10 protein-coding genes and 2 pseudogenes are annotated in these 16,194 nt (G+C 67.8%); 9 read left to right on the forward strand and 3 right to left on the reverse strand.

Features of this window, described 5'->3' with window-relative positions; all coding sequences use genetic code 11:
• Positions 1-212 precede the first annotated feature (212 nt).
• The 9 genes and pseudogenes from mfd to rpsT all read left to right on the forward strand — a co-directional run bounded on the left by mfd (position 213) and on the right by rpsT (position 12,832).
• Complete coding sequence (mfd, locus tag ABWO17_RS05025) at positions 213-3,824, forward strand: transcription-repair coupling factor (RefSeq protein WP_353116474.1); 3,612 nt, start codon at positions 213-215, stop codon at positions 3,822-3,824.
• A 52-nt stretch (positions 3,825-3,876) separates the two neighbouring features.
• Positions 3,877-5,079, forward strand: coding sequence for a peptidylprolyl isomerase (locus tag ABWO17_RS05030; protein ID WP_353116475.1), 1,203 nt, complete (start codon positions 3,877-3,879; stop codon positions 5,077-5,079).
• A gap of 255 nt (positions 5,080-5,334) precedes the next feature.
• On the forward strand, positions 5,335-6,297 hold the full coding sequence (locus ABWO17_RS05035; protein WP_353116476.1) for a SurA N-terminal domain-containing protein: 963 nt from the start codon (positions 5,335-5,337) through the stop codon (positions 6,295-6,297).
• A 78-nt stretch (positions 6,298-6,375) separates the two neighbouring features.
• On the forward strand, positions 6,376-7,485 hold the full coding sequence (locus ABWO17_RS05040) for a helix-turn-helix domain-containing protein (RefSeq protein WP_353116477.1): 1,110 nt from the start codon (positions 6,376-6,378) through the stop codon (positions 7,483-7,485).
• Positions 7,486-7,558: 73 nt separating this feature from the next.
• Positions 7,559-8,191, forward strand: a pseudogene (recO, locus tag ABWO17_RS05045) (DNA repair protein RecO); the annotation flags it as partial.
• A gap of 759 nt (positions 8,192-8,950) precedes the next feature.
• Positions 8,951-9,043, forward strand: a pseudogene (locus ABWO17_RS05050) (DNA repair protein RecO); the annotation flags it as partial.
• Positions 9,044-9,186: 143 nt separating this feature from the next.
• Positions 9,187-10,062, forward strand: a complete 876-nt coding sequence (gene glyQ, locus ABWO17_RS05055; RefSeq protein WP_353116478.1) for a glycine--tRNA ligase subunit alpha — start codon at positions 9,187-9,189, stop codon at positions 10,060-10,062.
• A 189-nt stretch (positions 10,063-10,251) separates the two neighbouring features.
• The gene (gene glyS / locus ABWO17_RS05060) at positions 10,252-12,357 is read left to right on the forward strand and encodes a glycine--tRNA ligase subunit beta (protein WP_353116479.1); all 2,106 of its coding nucleotides are present in this window, start codon (positions 10,252-10,254) and stop codon (positions 12,355-12,357) included.
• 211 nt (positions 12,358-12,568) lie between these two features.
• Positions 12,569-12,832 (forward strand): 30S ribosomal protein S20, encoded by a 264-nt coding sequence (gene rpsT, locus ABWO17_RS05065; RefSeq protein WP_353116480.1) that lies wholly within the window; start codon positions 12,569-12,571, stop codon positions 12,830-12,832.
• 262 nt (positions 12,833-13,094) lie between these two features.
• Here rpsT and ABWO17_RS05070 read toward each other — a convergent pair whose 3' ends face one another.
• The 3 genes from ABWO17_RS05070 to ABWO17_RS05080 all read right to left on the reverse strand — a co-directional run bounded on the left by ABWO17_RS05070 (position 13,095) and on the right by ABWO17_RS05080 (position 16,193).
• Complete coding sequence (locus ABWO17_RS05070) at positions 13,095-13,766, reverse strand: adenylate kinase (protein ID WP_353116481.1); 672 nt, start codon at positions 13,764-13,766, stop codon at positions 13,095-13,097.
• A 363-nt stretch (positions 13,767-14,129) separates the two neighbouring features.
• Entirely contained in the window at positions 14,130-15,587 is a 1,458-nt protein-coding gene (tilS, locus tag ABWO17_RS05075; protein ID WP_353116482.1) for a tRNA lysidine(34) synthetase TilS, read from the reverse strand.
• A gap of 270 nt (positions 15,588-15,857) precedes the next feature.
• Positions 15,858-16,193 (reverse strand): hypothetical protein, encoded by a 336-nt coding sequence (locus tag ABWO17_RS05080; RefSeq protein WP_353116483.1) that lies wholly within the window; start codon positions 16,191-16,193, stop codon positions 15,858-15,860.
• Between the last annotated feature and the right edge of the window lies 1 nt (position 16,194).

Genomic DNA, 16,194 nt, shown 5'->3' on the forward strand with positions numbered 1-16,194 from the left:
GGCCATTGCGCCGCATGGCCGAACCGGGTAAGGTCCCGCCCTGCGCACGGCACATGCCGTGCGCGCCACACGACAACCACGCCGTCTTCCCCCGTGCCCGCGCCGCGTCGCAAAAGGGGCGAAGCGGCCTTTTGCCGTTCACCTGCGCCCCGCGCCTTCACCGCACCCCGTCAGGGCGTGCCGGGTGCCGGACGCGCGGGCCCGGAGGCACCGTGAATTTCGAGCAACTGACGTCCCGGCTGGCCGCGTCCGGCCTTGCCATACCCACCATCGGCGGAAGCCATTCCGGCGGGGTGCACGCGCTGGCCGAGGCCTTGCGCATCGAGGTGGCGCGCAGCGGCATGGGCGGGGCCGCCCGCCTGGCCCTGGCCCTGATGCGCGCCGGGCGCGACGTGGTCATGCTGGTGCGCGATGCCGCCGAACTGGCCGAGGCCCGCGCCCTGACCACACTGTTCTCGCCCGAGCTTTCCGGCGCGGACCCGGCGGTGACACAGGCCCGCTGGGACGCGCAGTGGATCGTCTTTCCGCAGCACCCGGCGGGCACGCGCGGGCGCGGCGCATGGGCCGCGCGCATGGCCAGCCTGTACGCCCTCAGCCGCCGCGAGCATCCGCGCGGAATCATCATTTCCGTGGACAACCTGCTGCCCAAGCTGCCGCCGGTGGACATTTTCGAGCATCACGAACTGCGGCTGGCCCGTGGCGAGGACATGTCGCCCGAGCTGGTGCTGGACCAGGCCATCGACTGGGGTTTCGAGCGGGCCCAGATGGTCAGCCGCCCCGGCGAGGCGTCCCGGCGCGGCGACATCCTGGACATCTTTCCCCCCGGTTACGAAAAGCCGCTGCGCCTGGAATTCTTTGGCGATACGCTGGAGGACATTCGGCTGTTCGATGCCACCACACAGCGCTCGCTGGCCAGCCTGGATGAGTTCCGGCTGCTGCCCGTGGCCCCCGTGGTGGGCAGCCGCGAATACCGCGAGGCCGCCGCCCGCCGCTGGAAGCAGTTGCGCAAGGATGGCGTTATCGACGGCGAGCAGGCCGCCGCCCTGTCCCGCATGGCCGAGGGCGAGGTCACCGGCCTTCTGCCCGGTGCCTGGTACGAGAACGCCACCTGGATGGAAGACTGGCTGCCGCGCGATGCCGTGTGGCTGCTGCCCGACCGGGCCGATCTGTCCACTGCGCTGGAGGCTGCCCGCACCAACTGGGAAGCCCTGCTGGACCGCCAGTACGACGAGCACCGCTTGCGCCAGCCGCGCACCCTCGTGCTGCGCGACGCGGACGAGGCGGAATCCGCCTGGCGTGGTCGGTCCGTGGCTCACTTCGAGCGGCTGGTCATGGGCGTGGAGCGCACCGGCGTGGACCTGCCGGAACGGCGGCTGCATGCCTTCCGCGACCTGTTCGCCGCCACCCCCGCCGTACCTGTTGATGAAGACAGACCGTGGCAGCGGCTGGTGACGGCCCTGCGCCAGTGGACCTCGGAACGGCGCCAGGTGGTGCTCAGCTTCGCCAGCGACCGCAGCCGCCGCAAGTTCCTGAAGCTGGCGGAACAGGACGGCGTGCGCCCGGCCCTGCGCTATTCCCCGACAGACAGGGGCCTGTACGCGCTGGTGGCCCCGTTCCGCGCGGGCATCGACCTTGCGTGGGACAACGTGCTGGTCATCGGCGAGGACGTGCTGCAACCCAAGGCCGACCGCCAGCCCCGCGTGCCCACCGGGGCCTTTCTGGGGCTGGACCGCTACGACGACCTTTCGCCGGGTGACCTGCTGGTGCACCGCGACTACGGCGTGGGGCGCTTTGGCGGGCTGCACCGCATGGACCTGGGCGGGGTGGCCAACGATTTTTTGCTGCTGGAATACGCGGGCGAGGACCGGCTGTACCTTCCTGTGGACCGGCTGTCGCTCATCCAGCGGTTCAAGGGCAGCGGTGACGATGCCGCGCCCTCGCTGGACAAGCTGGGCGGTTCCGGCTGGCGGGCCAGCAAGGACAAGGCCCGCAAGGCCATCGAAAAGATCGCCGCCGACCTCGTCGAGATGTACGCCTACCGCAAGGTGGCCAAGGGCTACCGCTATGGCCCGCTGGGCGAGCTGTACCGCGAGTTCGAGGCGTCCTTCGGCTTCGAGGAAACCCCGGACCAGGCCCGGGCCATCCAGGACGTGCTGGACGACATGGAAAAGCCGGAACCCATGGACCGCCTTGTCTGTGGCGACGTGGGCTTCGGCAAGACCGAGGTGGCCCTGCGCGCGGCCTTCCGCGCCGCCGCCGAAGGCCGTCAGGTGGCCCTGCTGTGTCCCACCACGGTGCTGGCCGAGCAGCACTACCAGACCTTCCGCAGCCGTCTGGCCGGGTTCCCGGTCAACGTGGGCATGCTGAGCCGCTTCGTTTCGCGCCAGAAGCAGAAGGAAGTGCTGCAATCGGCCGCGCGCGGGCAGATCGACATTCTCATCGGCACCCACCGCCTGCTCTCCGACGACGTGCAACTGCCCAACCTGGGCCTGCTGGTGCTGGACGAGGAACAGCGCTTCGGCGTGCGCCACAAGGAAAAGCTGAAGAAGTTCCGCAAGAACGTGGACGCCCTGACCCTGACCGCCACGCCCATTCCGCGCACCTTGCAACTGTCCATGTCGGGCATTCGCGAGCTGTCGGTCATCGAAACCGCGCCGCCGGAACGCAAGCCCGTGGCCACCGCGCTCATCGAGCGCGACCAGAACGCCCTGCGCCAGATTCTGGAGCGCGAAATAGCCCGCGAAGGGCAGGTGTTCTGGGTGCACAACCGCGTGCAGGGGCTGGAGCGGGTGGCGGAATTCGTGCGCGGGCTGGTTCCTGCGGCACGGGTGGGCATGGCCCACGGCCAGATGGGCGAGCGCGAGCTGGAAGACACCATGCACAAGTTCTGGCACGGCGAACTGGACGTGCTGGTGTGCACGGCCATCGTGGAATCGGGCCTGGACTTTCCCCGCGCCAACACCCTTATCGTGGACCAGGCCCAGATGTTCGGGCTGGGGCAGCTGTACCAGTTGCGCGGGCGCGTGGGCCGGTCCGACCGGCAGGCCTACGCCGTGTTCGTGGTGTCCGACGCCGATCGCCTGCCGGAACTGGCCCGCCAGCGCATGCGCATCATTCTGGAACTGGACTATCTGGGCGCCGGGTTCCAGGTGGCCATGGAAGACCTGCGGCTGCGCGGTGCCGGGAACATCCTGGGCGAGGTGCAGTCCGGCCACATGACCCGCCTGGGCCTCGACCTGTATCTGGAGATGCTGGAAGAGGAAGTGGCCCGCCTGAAGGGCGACCCCCCGCGCGACTCGGTGGAGCCGGAACTGAACATCGGGCTTGCCGCACACATCCCCGAAACGTACATTGGCGATGCCCGCGAACGGCTGAAGTTCTACAAGGCCCTGTCGTCCGCGCCGGATGCCGCCACGTTGCAGGACGTGGAAATGGAACTGCGCGACCGCTTCGGCCCCTGCCCGCCGGAGCTGCGCAACTTTCTGGCCGTGCTGGTGCTGAAGCGTTTTCTGGCGACCTTGCAGGTCGTGCGGGCCGACATTCACCCCGAGCGGTTGCGGTTGGTCTGGGACGAACGCCAGACCGTCATCGCGCCGGAACGGCTTGTGGCGTGGGTGGGGGCACGGCAGGGCAGGGCGCGCCTGTTGCCCCCGGCCACGCTGGAAGTGCGCATGGCGCCGGTGCCCGGTTCCGCCGCCGAGGCGGAAGGCGACCTTGGCGCGCGGCTGGATACCATCCGTACCGAATTGGCAGGGCTGGCCGCCATGCCTGCCGTCGTGCCCGGCCCGGTGTATGACCCCGCGTCCGACACGCAACAGGCCTAGGCCGCCCGGATTCTGTTCCGTCCCGTCACGCAACCGGAGAGCAGCGCTGCCCATGGTTCCTTCACCGTCCCCGTCTTCCTGCATGCCGCCGCGTTTTCGTTCGGGCAGCCGCCTGCTCCGTGGCGCGCGGGTCGTCCTGCTGCTGGGCGCCGCGCTGCTGGCGCTGTCGTTGTCCGGCTGTGGTGAAGCATCCCTGCCCGAAGGCGTGGTGGCCACGGTCAACGACCGGCCCATCATGCTGCGCACGCTGGAGGCGGTGCACGACATGAGCAGCATGAGCTGGTCGGGGCATGCCCCCTCTGTGGAACAGTTGCAGGCCCAGTATGGCGGCGTGCTGTCCGACCTTATCGTGCAGGAACTGGTGGCCCAGGCGCTGGCGCGGGAAAACATCTCCGTCACCGACGCGGACGTGGCCGATGCCGAGGCGGAGGTGCGCGGCGACTACCCGGCGGGCGAATTCGAAAAGTCGCTGGTGGAGGAGTACATAGACCTTGACCTGTGGCGTTCGCGCCTGCGCGCCCGCATCGCCATGCAGAAGTTCATGCGTCTCATCCTGCGGCCCACCATCAGCATCCCCCTTGAAGAGGTGGAAGCCTACTACGCCGCGCATCGGCTGGACTACCGGCTGCCGCGCCGGGTGCAGTTCCTGGTGGTGGCCGGACCGGACAAGGCCGCCGTGGACAAGGCCCGCGCCCTGTCGCTGGGTGGGGCGAAACCCGCCGACGTGGAAGCCGCCCAGCCTACCGTGACCGTGCGCGAGGTGAAGATGCGCCGCGACCGCCTGCCCGCCCTGTGGAGCAAGGAACTGGCGGGGCTGGCGCCCCGGCAGGCCTCCGTGGTGAAGCAGGGGGAATGGGGCTACCAGTCGTTTTTGCTGGTGGGCGAGATTGCCGAGAAACAACTGGAGCTTTCCCACGCGTACCCATTGGTCGAGCGGGTGCTGCTGGAACGCAAGATGGACGAGGCCTACGCCCGCTGGATAGATGCGGAATTGCGCACCGCACGGATCAGGGTATCCGCGCACCTACTGCCCGAGGCGCGCGGCGCCGCCAAGGTCGAAGTACCCGCCGACGGCGGCAACGCCACCGGCATGCCGGATGTGCGGTCCATGCAGCAGGAGCCGTTGGACGAGGGTGAACCCATGGACGGGGTTGCCCCTGGATCGGAGCTGGATGCGCCGCCCCCCGCCGAAGACGGCAAGGGGACGCGGGCAGCACCGGCAAACGGTACGCAACGCACGACAAAGACGAAATAATACGAATTGTTGCAGTTGATTGCATAAACGGGAAAAAGGTATTACATGCCGGGCGTGCCATGGTTGAACCAGCCGTGCTTGCCCATGCCGACCACGCGTGTCCGGTCACACCGGGCAGGCTGATCTGGCCTGGCTGATCTGGCAGGGCTGTATCAGGCCGGCTGCATACGTGTGTCCGTCCGCCTTCGCGGCCCCATGGCAACCCCGCGTCGGTACCGATTCCGGTCGTCTCCAACCACCAAACAGGAGTGCCCCTTGCGTCCGCTGCTCCGCACCCTCCGCCTTGCCGCCCCCGTCTGCCTTGTCTGCCTCGTCTGCCTGGCCGCCGTGGCTGTCGTGGCACCCCGGGCCGAACAGATCAACAAGATCGCTGCCGTGGTCAACGGCGAAATGATAACCTTCTTCGACGTGCAGGCCCAGGCCACCCCCGAATTGATGCGCCTTGGCCTTGACCGCAACAACCCCGCCCAGCAGGAGGCGGTGCGCAAGGTGCACCTGCAGGTGCTCGATTCCATGATTTCCGACATCCTGATGAACCAGGAGGCGGAGCGCTGGAAGATCACCGTGCAGGACAGCGAAGTGGAAAACGAACTGCGCAAGTTCGTGCAGCGCAGCCAGCTTTCGCAGCAGGAATTCGAGCGCCAGTTGATGCAGCAGGGCCTGTCCATGGATGTCATGCGCGACCGCGTGCGCAAGGGCATTCTGCGTCACCGCCTGCTGACCCTCATGATCGCCCGCAAGATCGTGATCACCCAGGAAGATGTGAAGAAGTACTACGAGGCGCACAAGTCGCAGTTCGTCACGGACCGCACGGTGCGCCTTGGCCTGATCATCTTCGCCCCCACCGCCGACGCCGAGGCGCTGGCCAGCAAGGTGCGCACCGGCCAGACGACCTTCGAGCAGCTGGCCGCCACCGATTCCATCGGCCCCAATCCTGCCGCCGGGGGCAACATCGGCACCCTGAAGTGGACCGACCTTGCCCCGGCCTGGAAGGAAGCCCTGGACGGCCTGAAGGCTGGCGAGGCGAGCAAGGTCATGCTGGTGGAAGGCCGCAAGGCCATGCTCAAGCTGGTGGAAGTTTCTACGGGTCGCTCGCAGTCGGTGGAGGAAGCCACCCCCGAGATCGAGAACATCCTGCGCGAACCCAAGCTGCAAGAGCGCTTCACCGAATATACCAAGCAATTGCACGACAAGGCCGTGATCGATATCCGCATCTAGGTCCCGTGACGTTTCCGGCCGGTGCGTGCGGCCCGGCCGGGGCACGTTGCGGCAGGTTGATCCAGCCAAGGAGAGGAGATGGCACTCAAGGAACTCGGCATCGCCCTGCGCGAGGCACGCGAGGCAAAAGGCCTCGACATCGACGACGTGGCGATCCGGATCAAGGTTTCCGCCCGCGTGCTGCGCTCCATAGAAGACGGCGAGCAGGACCAGCTGCCGCATGCCGTGTACGCACGGGGCTTCATCAAGTCCTATGCATTGCTGCTGGGCGTGGACAACGACCTGCTCATGCGCGCCGTGGACGAGGTCTATCCCTTCGAGGTGCCCGGAGACCCGATGCCGGAAACTGTCATGGCCCAGCCACAGACGCGCGGGCGCTCCAGCCTGTCCCCGGTGGTGGTGGCGCTGGTCGTGCTGGCGCTGCTGGCTGCCCTTGGCGGTGGCTGGTACTATCGCCAGCAGTCCGCGCGCGAGGCGGACATGCCCAAGGTGGCCCAGCCCGCCCAGGCTCCCCAGCCCCCCCAGTCCTCGATGGGGGCGCAACCTGCCCAGCAGGCCGAAGGCCAGAATGCACCGGCGCAGGACGCGGTGCCCGCATCCGATGCCGCCCCGGCAACCACTGCCGTCAATGCCACCAATGCCACGGTTCCCGCCGCGGCCCCGTCCGTCAACGGAACCGCTGTCAATGGAACCGCACCGGCAACGCTTCCCGCAGTGCAGCCCGCGCGCAACGCCACGGTCCCGGCGGTGTCTTCCGCCGCACCGGCACCGGCACCCGCCGCACAGGCTGACGTACCGGCTCCGGCCCAGCCTGCAACACAGCCCGCCCCGGCCAATCCCGCAGTGCCTGCCGCTGCCGTGGGTGGCCCGCAGGGCGGCGTGTTCGACAGCGAGGCAGGCGCCACGGGCGGGGCGGATACCGACGGCTCCATGCTGGCGGGCGGCACGCATCGCATCGTGGTCATTGCCCTGGCTGATTGCTGGGTGCATTCCAGCGCGGATGATTCCGACGTGCGCCAGTTTTCGCTGCACAAGGGGCAGACCTTCGCGCTGACATTTTCCAAGCGCCTCACGCTCAAGCTCGGCAACGCGGGCGGGGTACGCATCCGCTACAACGGGCAGGAGCAGCCCGCGCCCGGCGATTCGGGCCAGGTGCGGACGCTGGTGTTTCCACCGCAGGCGCAGTAGGTGCTGCGGCCCTGGCGACAGGCCGGGGCGCTGACCACGCCGTCGCAACAACGCCCGCAAGGGCAGGGCAGCCATGGAGTTTTCGGAACAGGTACTGATCGTCCGCACCGGACGGTTCAGGGAGGCGGACCTTTGGGTCCGCTTCCTGTCTCCGACGCGCGGCCTGCTCACCGCCTTCGCCTTTGGCGGCTGCCGCAGCCGCAAGCGGTTCTGCGGTTGCCTCGACCTGTTCAATCGATCACTCTTGCGGGTCAAGTCCACGCGGGGCGGGCAGTACCTGTCCCTTCAGGAAGGCACCCTGCTGCGCGGGCCCGATCGCCTGCGCCGCGACTGGCCGCGCTTTGGCGTGGCGGTGAACTGCTTGAAATTTCTCGAAGCCCTGGGCTGCGGCCCGGAAGGTGCGGCGGCCACGCATCAACTGGTCGAGGATGTGCTGGAATTGCTGGAAGGCGGCGGCCCCGTGCCCGACATGCTGCCGGTGTTGTTCCGGCTGCGTCTGGCGGCGGAGCAGGGCTACGCCCCGCGTCTGGACAGTTGCGCCACCTGCGGCGCGGACTTGACCCATGTTGCCGGTGCGGCCTTTCTGGTGCAGGAGGGTGCGGTCCAGTGCGATGCCTGCGCCCCCCTGCCGGGGCCGCGCGTGCGGGTGGAGCGCGAAGCGCTTGACGTGTTGCGCTTTGTGCAGGAGAATTCGCCGCTTCTGTGGCCGGGCGTGCTGCCACCGGCACCGGGGATGGACGGCGTGCCGCAGGAGCAGGGTCTTTCCCGGGCGATGCCGCACGGGAACGTGCCCGAATCCGAAGCGCCCAAGCCGGACACGCCCAAGCCGGACACGCCCGATGCGTTCGGGGCGGAATACGACCTGCCCCCGCCGGACATGACCCCCCGTGCCGATTCCACCCGCAACGGTTTCGCGGGCGGGGCGTCTGCGCGGTTCATGGACGGGCGTTTTCCTGGCAGCCTGTCGGGTCTGGCCTTCGGACATGGCGGGCATGGATCGCTGGACGACTGTTTGTGCCGTTTGCCGGACAGTGTTCTGGCGGGCAGTGCCCCGCCGGACGATGTCACGCCCGGCGCCGGTCAGGGGCGGGAGGCCCTCGCGTCCACGCCGTTGGCGCCTCTGGACGCACCGCGCCGCCCCCTGTGGAACGGCAGCGCGGTGTTCGAGAGCGATCCGTTCGGGCCTGTGCCTGGCGGCGGTGACAGGGGCGTTGCGAACCGGGGCAGCGAGGACTGGGGCTTTGACGACCGGGCCAGCGATGGCGCGCCCTGGTCGCGGGAAATTTCCGGGGCGGCGCATGGCGTGGTTGCACCCGAACCGCAGCGGCCCGCCGCGCCGGCAACAACCGGTGTTGCCATGCAGGCCGACAGGCCCGACAGATTCGACAGATTCGACAGGCCCGACGCGGTCGGCGCGGTCGACTCGGTCGGCGCGCAGTCCCCGGCCGACACAAGGAACAGGGCCACCGTGCGGCGGCAGTGCACCCGCGCGGTGGAAGGCTTCATACAGTTTCACATCGGCCTTGCGTGGGACAACGGGCGGTTCCGCCGCCTGTAGCGCGGGGCCGCGAGCCGGACGAACTGGACGAGCCGGATGGGCCGGACGAGCCGGATGGGCCGAATCAGCCGAGTCGGGCGAGTCGGTTAGTCCGGCCACCAACGGCAACAGTCAGGTCAAGTCAGGATAATCAGGGGTACAGCATGCATTTTCAGGACGTCATCCTCACCTTGCAGAATTTCTGGGCCAAGCGGGGCTGCGTGATCATGCAGCCCATCGACGTGGAGTGCGGGGCCGGTACCTTCAACCCCTCGACCTTCCTGCGCGTCATCGGGCCGGAACCGTGGAACGTGGCCTACGTGGAGCCCTCGCGCCGCCCCACCGATGGTCGCTACGGCGAAAACCCCAACCGGCTCCAGCACTACTTCCAGTTTCAGGTCATCCTGAAGCCCTCGCCCGACAACGTGCAAGAGCTGTATCTCGACAGCCTGCGCGCCCTCGGCATCGACCCGGCCGCCCACGACATCCGCTTCGTGGAAGACGACTGGGAATCGCCCACCCTGGGCGCCTGGGGCCTTGGCTGGGAAGTGTGGCTGAACGGCATGGAAGTGACCCAGTTCACCTACTTCCAGCAGGTGGGCGGCATAGACCTTGCCCCTACCAGCGTGGAAATCACCTACGGGCTCGAACGGCTGTGCATGTACCTGCAAGGCAAGGAATCGGTCTACGACCTTTCGTGGAACGACCGGGTGACCTACGGGAACATCTATCACCAGAACGAGGTGGAACAGTCGAAGTACAACTTCGAGGCCAGCAACCCCAGGATGCTGCTGGACCTGTTCAACGCCTCCGAAGCCGAATGCAAGCGGCTGTGCGACGAAGGGCTGCTGTGGCCCGCCTACGACTACTGCCTGAAGTGCTCGCACACCTTCAACCTGCTTGACGCGCGCGGGGCCATCTCCATCACCGAACGTACCGGCTACATAGGCCGCGTGCGTGCCCTGGCCTCTGCCGTGGCGCGGCTGTATGCCGCGCAGCGCGAGGAGCTTGGCTATCCCATGTTGGCCGCCGCCCGCTAGGAGCCACTTCAGAATTGTCCTTTCGTCCGTTGGCGTCGTCAAACTTCACCTGCCATGTCGGTCGAATACGAGAAGAGTATACTCCCTCATGGCAGGCTTGTTTTCCTTGCCAACGAACGAAAATCCTAATTATGAAGTGGCCCCTGGACCTGACCACGAAGCTCAGGAACAAGAAGGAAGGACGTGAGCATGTCGCAATTCGTGCTTGAAATAGGTTTCGAGGAACTGCCCTCCCGCTTCCTGCCCGGCCTGGAACGGGAACTTGCGGAACGCTTCGCCCGCGCGCTGGATGACGACGGGGTGGAGCATGAATCCATCCGGGTGCTGACCACCCCCCGCCGCGCCGCCGTGCTCATCGAGGGCATCAACCCCGTGCAGCGCGAATCGGAAGAAGTGGTGCCCGGCCCGCCGGTGCGCGTGGCCTTCGATGCCGAAGGCAAGCCCACCAAGGCGGCGGAAGGCTTTGCCCGCACCCAGGGCGTGGACATGGCCGACATCTTTACCCAGACCACGGACAAGGGCGAATACATCGCCGTGCGCAAGCGCACCGGCGGGGCCATGTCGGCGGACCTCATCGCCGCCGCCTGCCCGGCCATCGTGGCCGCGTTGCCGTTCCCCAAGCGCATGCGCTGGGGCAGCGGCGAGTTCACCTTCGGTCGCCCGCTGCGCTGGCTGCTGGCGTTGTTCGACGACGGGGTGGTGCCCTTCGAGGTGGGCGGCGTGGTTTCCGGCGGGGTCACCTGGGGGCATCGCATCCACGGTGCCGGTCCGCTGGTTGTGAAATCTGCGGACGACTACCTGAACGTGGTCACCGAAAAGGGCGGCGTAACGCCCGACCCGGCGGAACGCCGCGCCATGATCCTGGCGGGCGGCAACGCCGCCGCCGAAACGGCTGGCGGGCGCATCCTGTGGAAGGAAAGCCTGCTGGACGAAGTGCAGGGCCTTGCCGAGCATCCGGTGCCGCTTCTGGGCGACATCGACCCCTCGTTCCTGGAATTGCCGCGCCAAGTGCTGCTGACCAGCATGGAAAGCCACCAGAAGAGCTTTGGCGTGGAAGGGCCGGACGGCGCGCTGCTGCCGCACTTCCTCACCGTGCTGAACCTCACTCCGCTGGATACCGCACTGGTCAAGAAGGGCTGGGAGCGCGTGCTGCGCGCCCGGCTGGAGGACGGCCGCTTCTTCTGGAAGACCGACCTTGCCTCCAGCTTCGACGCCTGGCTGGCCGAACTGGACAACGTGATCTTCCTGGGGCCGCTGGGCTCCATGGGCGACAAGACCCGCCGTCTCGAAAAGCTGTGCGCCTGGCTGGCCAAAGCCTGTGGCGTTGCCGACGAAGCGGCCTGCGCCCGCGCCGGTCGCCTGTCCAAGGCCGATCTGGTGTCCGAAATGGTGGGTGAGTTCGACACCCTGCAAGGCATCATGGGCGGCATCTACGCCCGCCGCATGGGCGAGCCGGAAACCGTGGCCGCCGCCCTGGCGGAACAGTACCTGCCCGCCGGGCCGGACAGCCCGGTGCCCTCCACCCTGACGGGGGCACTGCTGTCCATTGCCGACAAGGCGGATACCATGGCCGGGTGCTTCGGGCTGGGCATGATTCCCACCGGCGCGGCCGACCCGTATGCCCTGCGCCGCTGCGCCCTGGGCATCGCCCGCATCGTGCTGGAGCACGGCCTGCGCCTCGACATGCGCGCACTGTTCCGCACGGCGTTGGCCCTGTACGGCGAACGCGCGTGGAAGCTGGCCCCGGCGGAAGCGCTGGGTAAGCTGGAAGAGTTCTTCATGGCCCGGCTCAAGAACCATTTCATGGCCGCCGGACATGAAACCCTGCTGGTGGAGGCGGCCCTGGCCGCCGACACGCCCGAGGGCGCTGGAATGGACGTGCGCGCCGCCGGGGCGCGTCTGGCCGCGCTGTCCGACTTCAGCCGCCGCGACGACTTCGCCAGCGCGGTGCTGACCTTCAAGCGCGCGGCCAACATCATCCGCAAGCAGGGGCAGGAGGGCGGAGCCGTGCTTGACGGCGCGTACAGCCACGCCCTGCTGACCGAAGATGCGGAAAAGGCCCTGGCCGCCCGGCTGGAAGAGGTTGCCCCGCGTTTCGACGCCCTGTGGGCGGCGGACGACTTCGCCAGCCTGTTCGGCCTGCTGGGCGAGTTGCGCCCGGCGGTGGACGCCTTCTTCGACGGCGTGATGGTCATGTGCGACGATGCAACCGTGCGCGCCAACCGCCTGAACCTGCTGAAGGCGCTGACGCTGCGGCTGGGCCGTCTGGCCGACTTCGGCGCGTTGCAGATGTAGTTTGCCCCTGACAGGGGCAGGGAGCCGGGGCCGGTGCTCCGGCTTCCAGATTGCGCGCCGTTTTTCGAAATGCATCGGAATTCGGCCAATGGCGCGGAATGCGGCGGCGCGGGCTTGACAAGCCCCTGCCATGCGGGTATTGACTGGTTCCCCGTGTTCCAGCCCAGAATTTAACTGAACATATATTGCGAAGCCATTCGGAGGAGTTACCTTGGCTAACCACAAGTCTGCCATCAAGCGGCACAAGCAGAGCCTGAAGCGCGCCGCGCGTAACCGCGCCGCCAAGACCAGAATCAAGAACGTGGTGAAGGCCGTGCGTGCCGCCGTCCTGCAGAAGGACAAGGACACCGCCGCCCAGGCCCTGACCGATGCCATGTCGGTGCTCGACAAGGCCGCCGGCAAGGGCGTCATCCACTGGAAAAAGGCGGCCCGCAAGATTTCCCGCCTGACCAAGGCCGTGGGCTCCGTCGAGTAGTCCCGCCTTTCCTTTCGCGCGTCAGCCCGCCGGATTCGTCCGGCGGGCTTTTCGCGTTGTGCCAACGGAAGAATGCCCGGCTTCAGTCCGCGATCGAAAGCCGCAGGGGAGAAGGGGGGCCGGTCCAAGCCCCGTTGGGTGACGCGAACAATGGGGCATTCGCCCCGGCTCTGCTCGTTGATGCCGTACGCTCTTCACACGACGCAAAAGCGCCCCGGCCTTGTGGTCGGGGCGCTGTGCATTCGGACGAGGGGGAAACCGGCTAGACCAGCTGCTTCAGCAGGGTTTCCTTGATGGAGTCGATGGAGCCTTCACCGTCGAGCTCGATGAACTTGGTCACGCCCTTGGCGGCGAGATCCTTGTAGAAGTACGCGGCGGCCAGGGTGCCATCCACGGTGTTGTAGTAGATGTCGTGGCGCTTGCCGATGGCGCCTTCATCCTGGTCGTCGGCACGGGCGGACAGGCTGCCGCCACACACCCGGCACACGTCGCCGGTAGGCTTGATGGCGTCGATGAAGATGTTGTTCGGGTGGTTGTTGTCGTTCTTGCAGAGGCGGCGGCCCATGATGCGGTTCTTGGCCACTTCGCGGGGCAGCAGGATCTCGATGACGTAATCCAGCTTCAGACCTTCGGCCTGCAAGGCGTCCCACAGCTTCTGGGCCTGCACCATGTTGCGCGGAAAGCCGTCGAGCAGCCAGCCGTTGGGGCCGGCGCCCTTCAGGGTTTCCAGCACCATGGGGATGGTGATGTCGTCGGGCACCAGGTCGCCACGGTCGATGTATTCCTTGGCCTTCTTGCCGAGTTCGGTGCCGCCGCCGATGTGCTGGCGGAAGATGGCGCCCGATTCGATGTGGGCAAGATCGTACTTCTTCTTGACGAGCGCCCCCTGGGTGCCCTTGCCGCTACCATTGGGACCGAAGATGAGGATATTCACCCCGAACCTCCTTGTAATAATTTTCACGAGGGATACCGCGAAGGCCGCCCATCTGTCAATCAATGCCCCCGCAAGCTCGTGAGAAATACGCGAAATGCAGAAGGATTGCACGGGGCAAAATGGACGGAACAGGCCCCTTCCCTTTTTCCGATCTGGCGCGGCAGGGTTGCTGGTTCGTGCGGATGGACGCTGGTTCGTGCGGATGGACGCTGGTTCGTGCGGATGGATGCGGGGCAGGGAGGCTGGCAGGCGGGCCGCAGGGCGGGGTTCCGGAAAGGGCAGGGCCTGTCCTGGAGGCAGGCTGGCGCTGGAAATATCCCTTGTGAAAAGCCGCCACACCGCAGCCGGGCTACGGAAAGGCGACTACCCCTGTTCGGGCAAGGAAGGCATGGGTGCGCAGGCGCGAAACTCTATGCCCCCGGCGCCTTCCCTGCCGCCGCTGTCGTCGCTGGCGCCGATGCCGCCGGACACGGGAACCACCCGCGCCGTCTTGCCGCCGGGAAACTGCACGCAGGCCCCGCCATGCCCGGCCTGCCATGCCGCATCCAGGTCCATCAGGCTGGCGGCCAGCGGTTGGCCCGGCCCCAGCCTGTCCAGCATGCGTTTGTACAGGCGCAGGCGGGCCGCGCGGTGCAGGCCGCGCAGGGTGCGGGCGGGCAGGGCGATGCGTTGCGGCGCGGACGCGGCTGGCGCGGGGGCATATCCATCCGGAACCGCGTGGGGGGGCAGGTCTGGTGTTTTTTCCGGCATGGCGGCGGACCGGTCAATAAGGCTCGGCTGCGCGGTGTCATGAGGGGGGGCGTTGCGGAGCGGGAGGTCTGGCGGCACGGGGGGCGGCGCGTCTGGCAGCACGTCTGGCACCACGTCTGGCAGCACGTCTGGCCCCACGTCTGGGGGCGAGGTGTGCTGTGGCCACGCTTCTTCCAGCCCGTCGAGTTGTCGGGTCCAGTAGTCGGCATCACAGCGGGCCAGTTCCCACAGTGAACGCACGGCCTCGCCCAGGGCCGGGTTTTCCGCGCGCAGCAGGGGCAGCACCTGATGGCGCAGCCGGTTGCGGCGGTAGGCGGGATCGGCGTTGGAGGGGTCGCGCACGGGCCGCACGGCAAGCTCCGCCAGAAATGCGTCGATGTCGCGGCGTTCCGTGGTCAGCAGGGGCCGCAGGATGCGCCGTGCCGGGTCCATGGCGGGCATGCCCCCCAGACCGGGCCAGCCAGTGCCCCGTACCAGTCGCAACAGTACGTCCTCGCACAGGTCGTCCGCCTGGTGGGCGGTGCAGATCCAGTCCGCCCCGGTGCGCTGCCGTTCCGACTCGAAGAAGGCGTACCGGGCGCGCCGCCCAGCGTCTTCAAGGCCGCAACGCTCCTGCGCCGCATGCCCGGCCACGTCGATCCGTTCCGCGCGGCAGGGCACGCCCAGACGGCGGCACAGCGCGGCCACGGCGCGGGCTTCGTCCGCCGATTCCCGGCGCAGGCCATGGTCCAGCACGGCGGCATGCAGGCGCAGCCCAAGCCGGGGGGCCAGCCAGCGCAGGACCAGCAGCAGACACAGCGAGTCGGCCCCGCCGGAAACCCCCACCACCAGCGAAAGATCGGCATTGGGGGACGGCTGCGTTTCCGCAATCGCATCAGATCGCCCGGACGCGGGAAAGCCCTTGCCGTGCGTTGTCCCACGCGCCAACTCCCCGCTCAGGAAGTCGCCCACGCGCAGGCAGAACCGCGCCGCAGGGGGCGGCAGGTCCTGCAAGCGCAGCGGCAGCCGCTGCGGCAGCAGCGGGCGGGGCGCGAGGGCAGGGGATGCGTGCGGGATTTCGGAGTGGGGCATGGCTGGCCTGCGGACGAAAAGGGGAACACCCGGCGCAAAGGCCCGGGGCGGGAAGGCCGGAAAGGTATCGGGAATGGCTGCGTGCGGACAGTACACGTCACGCCGTGATGGTCCGCCGCCTGTCACCTCTGGCGGATGCGCGCGGGACACGGTGCCGGGATCGACAAAACGGCAAGGACGTCGAGAACGTCGAGGACGTCGAGAGCGGGGGGCGACTGGATGGTGCCGGGCCGCATTGCGGACAGGTGACGGCGTACCGCCTGCCCGGCGTTACACCGCTATGCCAAGGTCCGCCAGCAGGCCGTCCAGATAGTCGATCATGTGGGCCCGCAGTTCGGGCGAGGCGTAGGCGATGCATTCGCAGCGCAGCATGCCGCGCGCCCGCACCAGCAGTTCCATGCGCAGGGCGCCCTCGTCGGTTTCCAGCGCCAGACAGAACGGGCCGCAGCTGTCGCCGTGGTCCACCTGCACGGGGGTAAGATGTTGCTGGGGTACGGGCAGCCAGTACAGGCCGTTCATGCCACCGCCAAGGTCCATTTCGTTCAGCCGCGCGCGTACGGCGGCAATGTCTTCGGTGGTCAGGTCGTCGATGCAGTAGGTGCGCATG

Source organism: Nitratidesulfovibrio sp., assembly GCF_040373385.1.
In the GTDB taxonomy this organism is placed as follows: domain Bacteria; phylum Desulfobacterota; class Desulfovibrionia; order Desulfovibrionales; family Desulfovibrionaceae; genus Cupidesulfovibrio.

Excerpts from the sequence above, each read along its gene's own strand:
- ABWO17_RS05030 (WP_353116475.1), top strand. The coding sequence starts at position 3,877 with ATGGTTCCTTCACCGTCCCCGTCTTCCTGCATGCCGCCGCGTTTTCGT.
- ABWO17_RS05040 (WP_353116477.1), top strand. The coding sequence starts at position 6,376 with ATGGCACTCAAGGAACTCGGCATCGCCCTGCGCGAGGCACGCGAGGCA.
- glyQ (WP_353116478.1), top strand. The coding sequence starts at position 9,187 with ATGCATTTTCAGGACGTCATCCTCACCTTGCAGAATTTCTGGGCCAAG.
- glyS (WP_353116479.1), top strand. The coding sequence starts at position 10,252 with ATGTCGCAATTCGTGCTTGAAATAGGTTTCGAGGAACTGCCCTCCCGC.
- tilS (WP_353116482.1), bottom strand. The coding sequence starts at position 15,587 with ATGCCCCACTCCGAAATCCCGCACGCATCCCCTGCCCTCGCGCCCCGC.
- ABWO17_RS05080 (WP_353116483.1), bottom strand. The coding sequence starts at position 16,193 with ATGCGCACCTACTGCATCGACGACCTGACCACCGAAGACATTGCCGCC.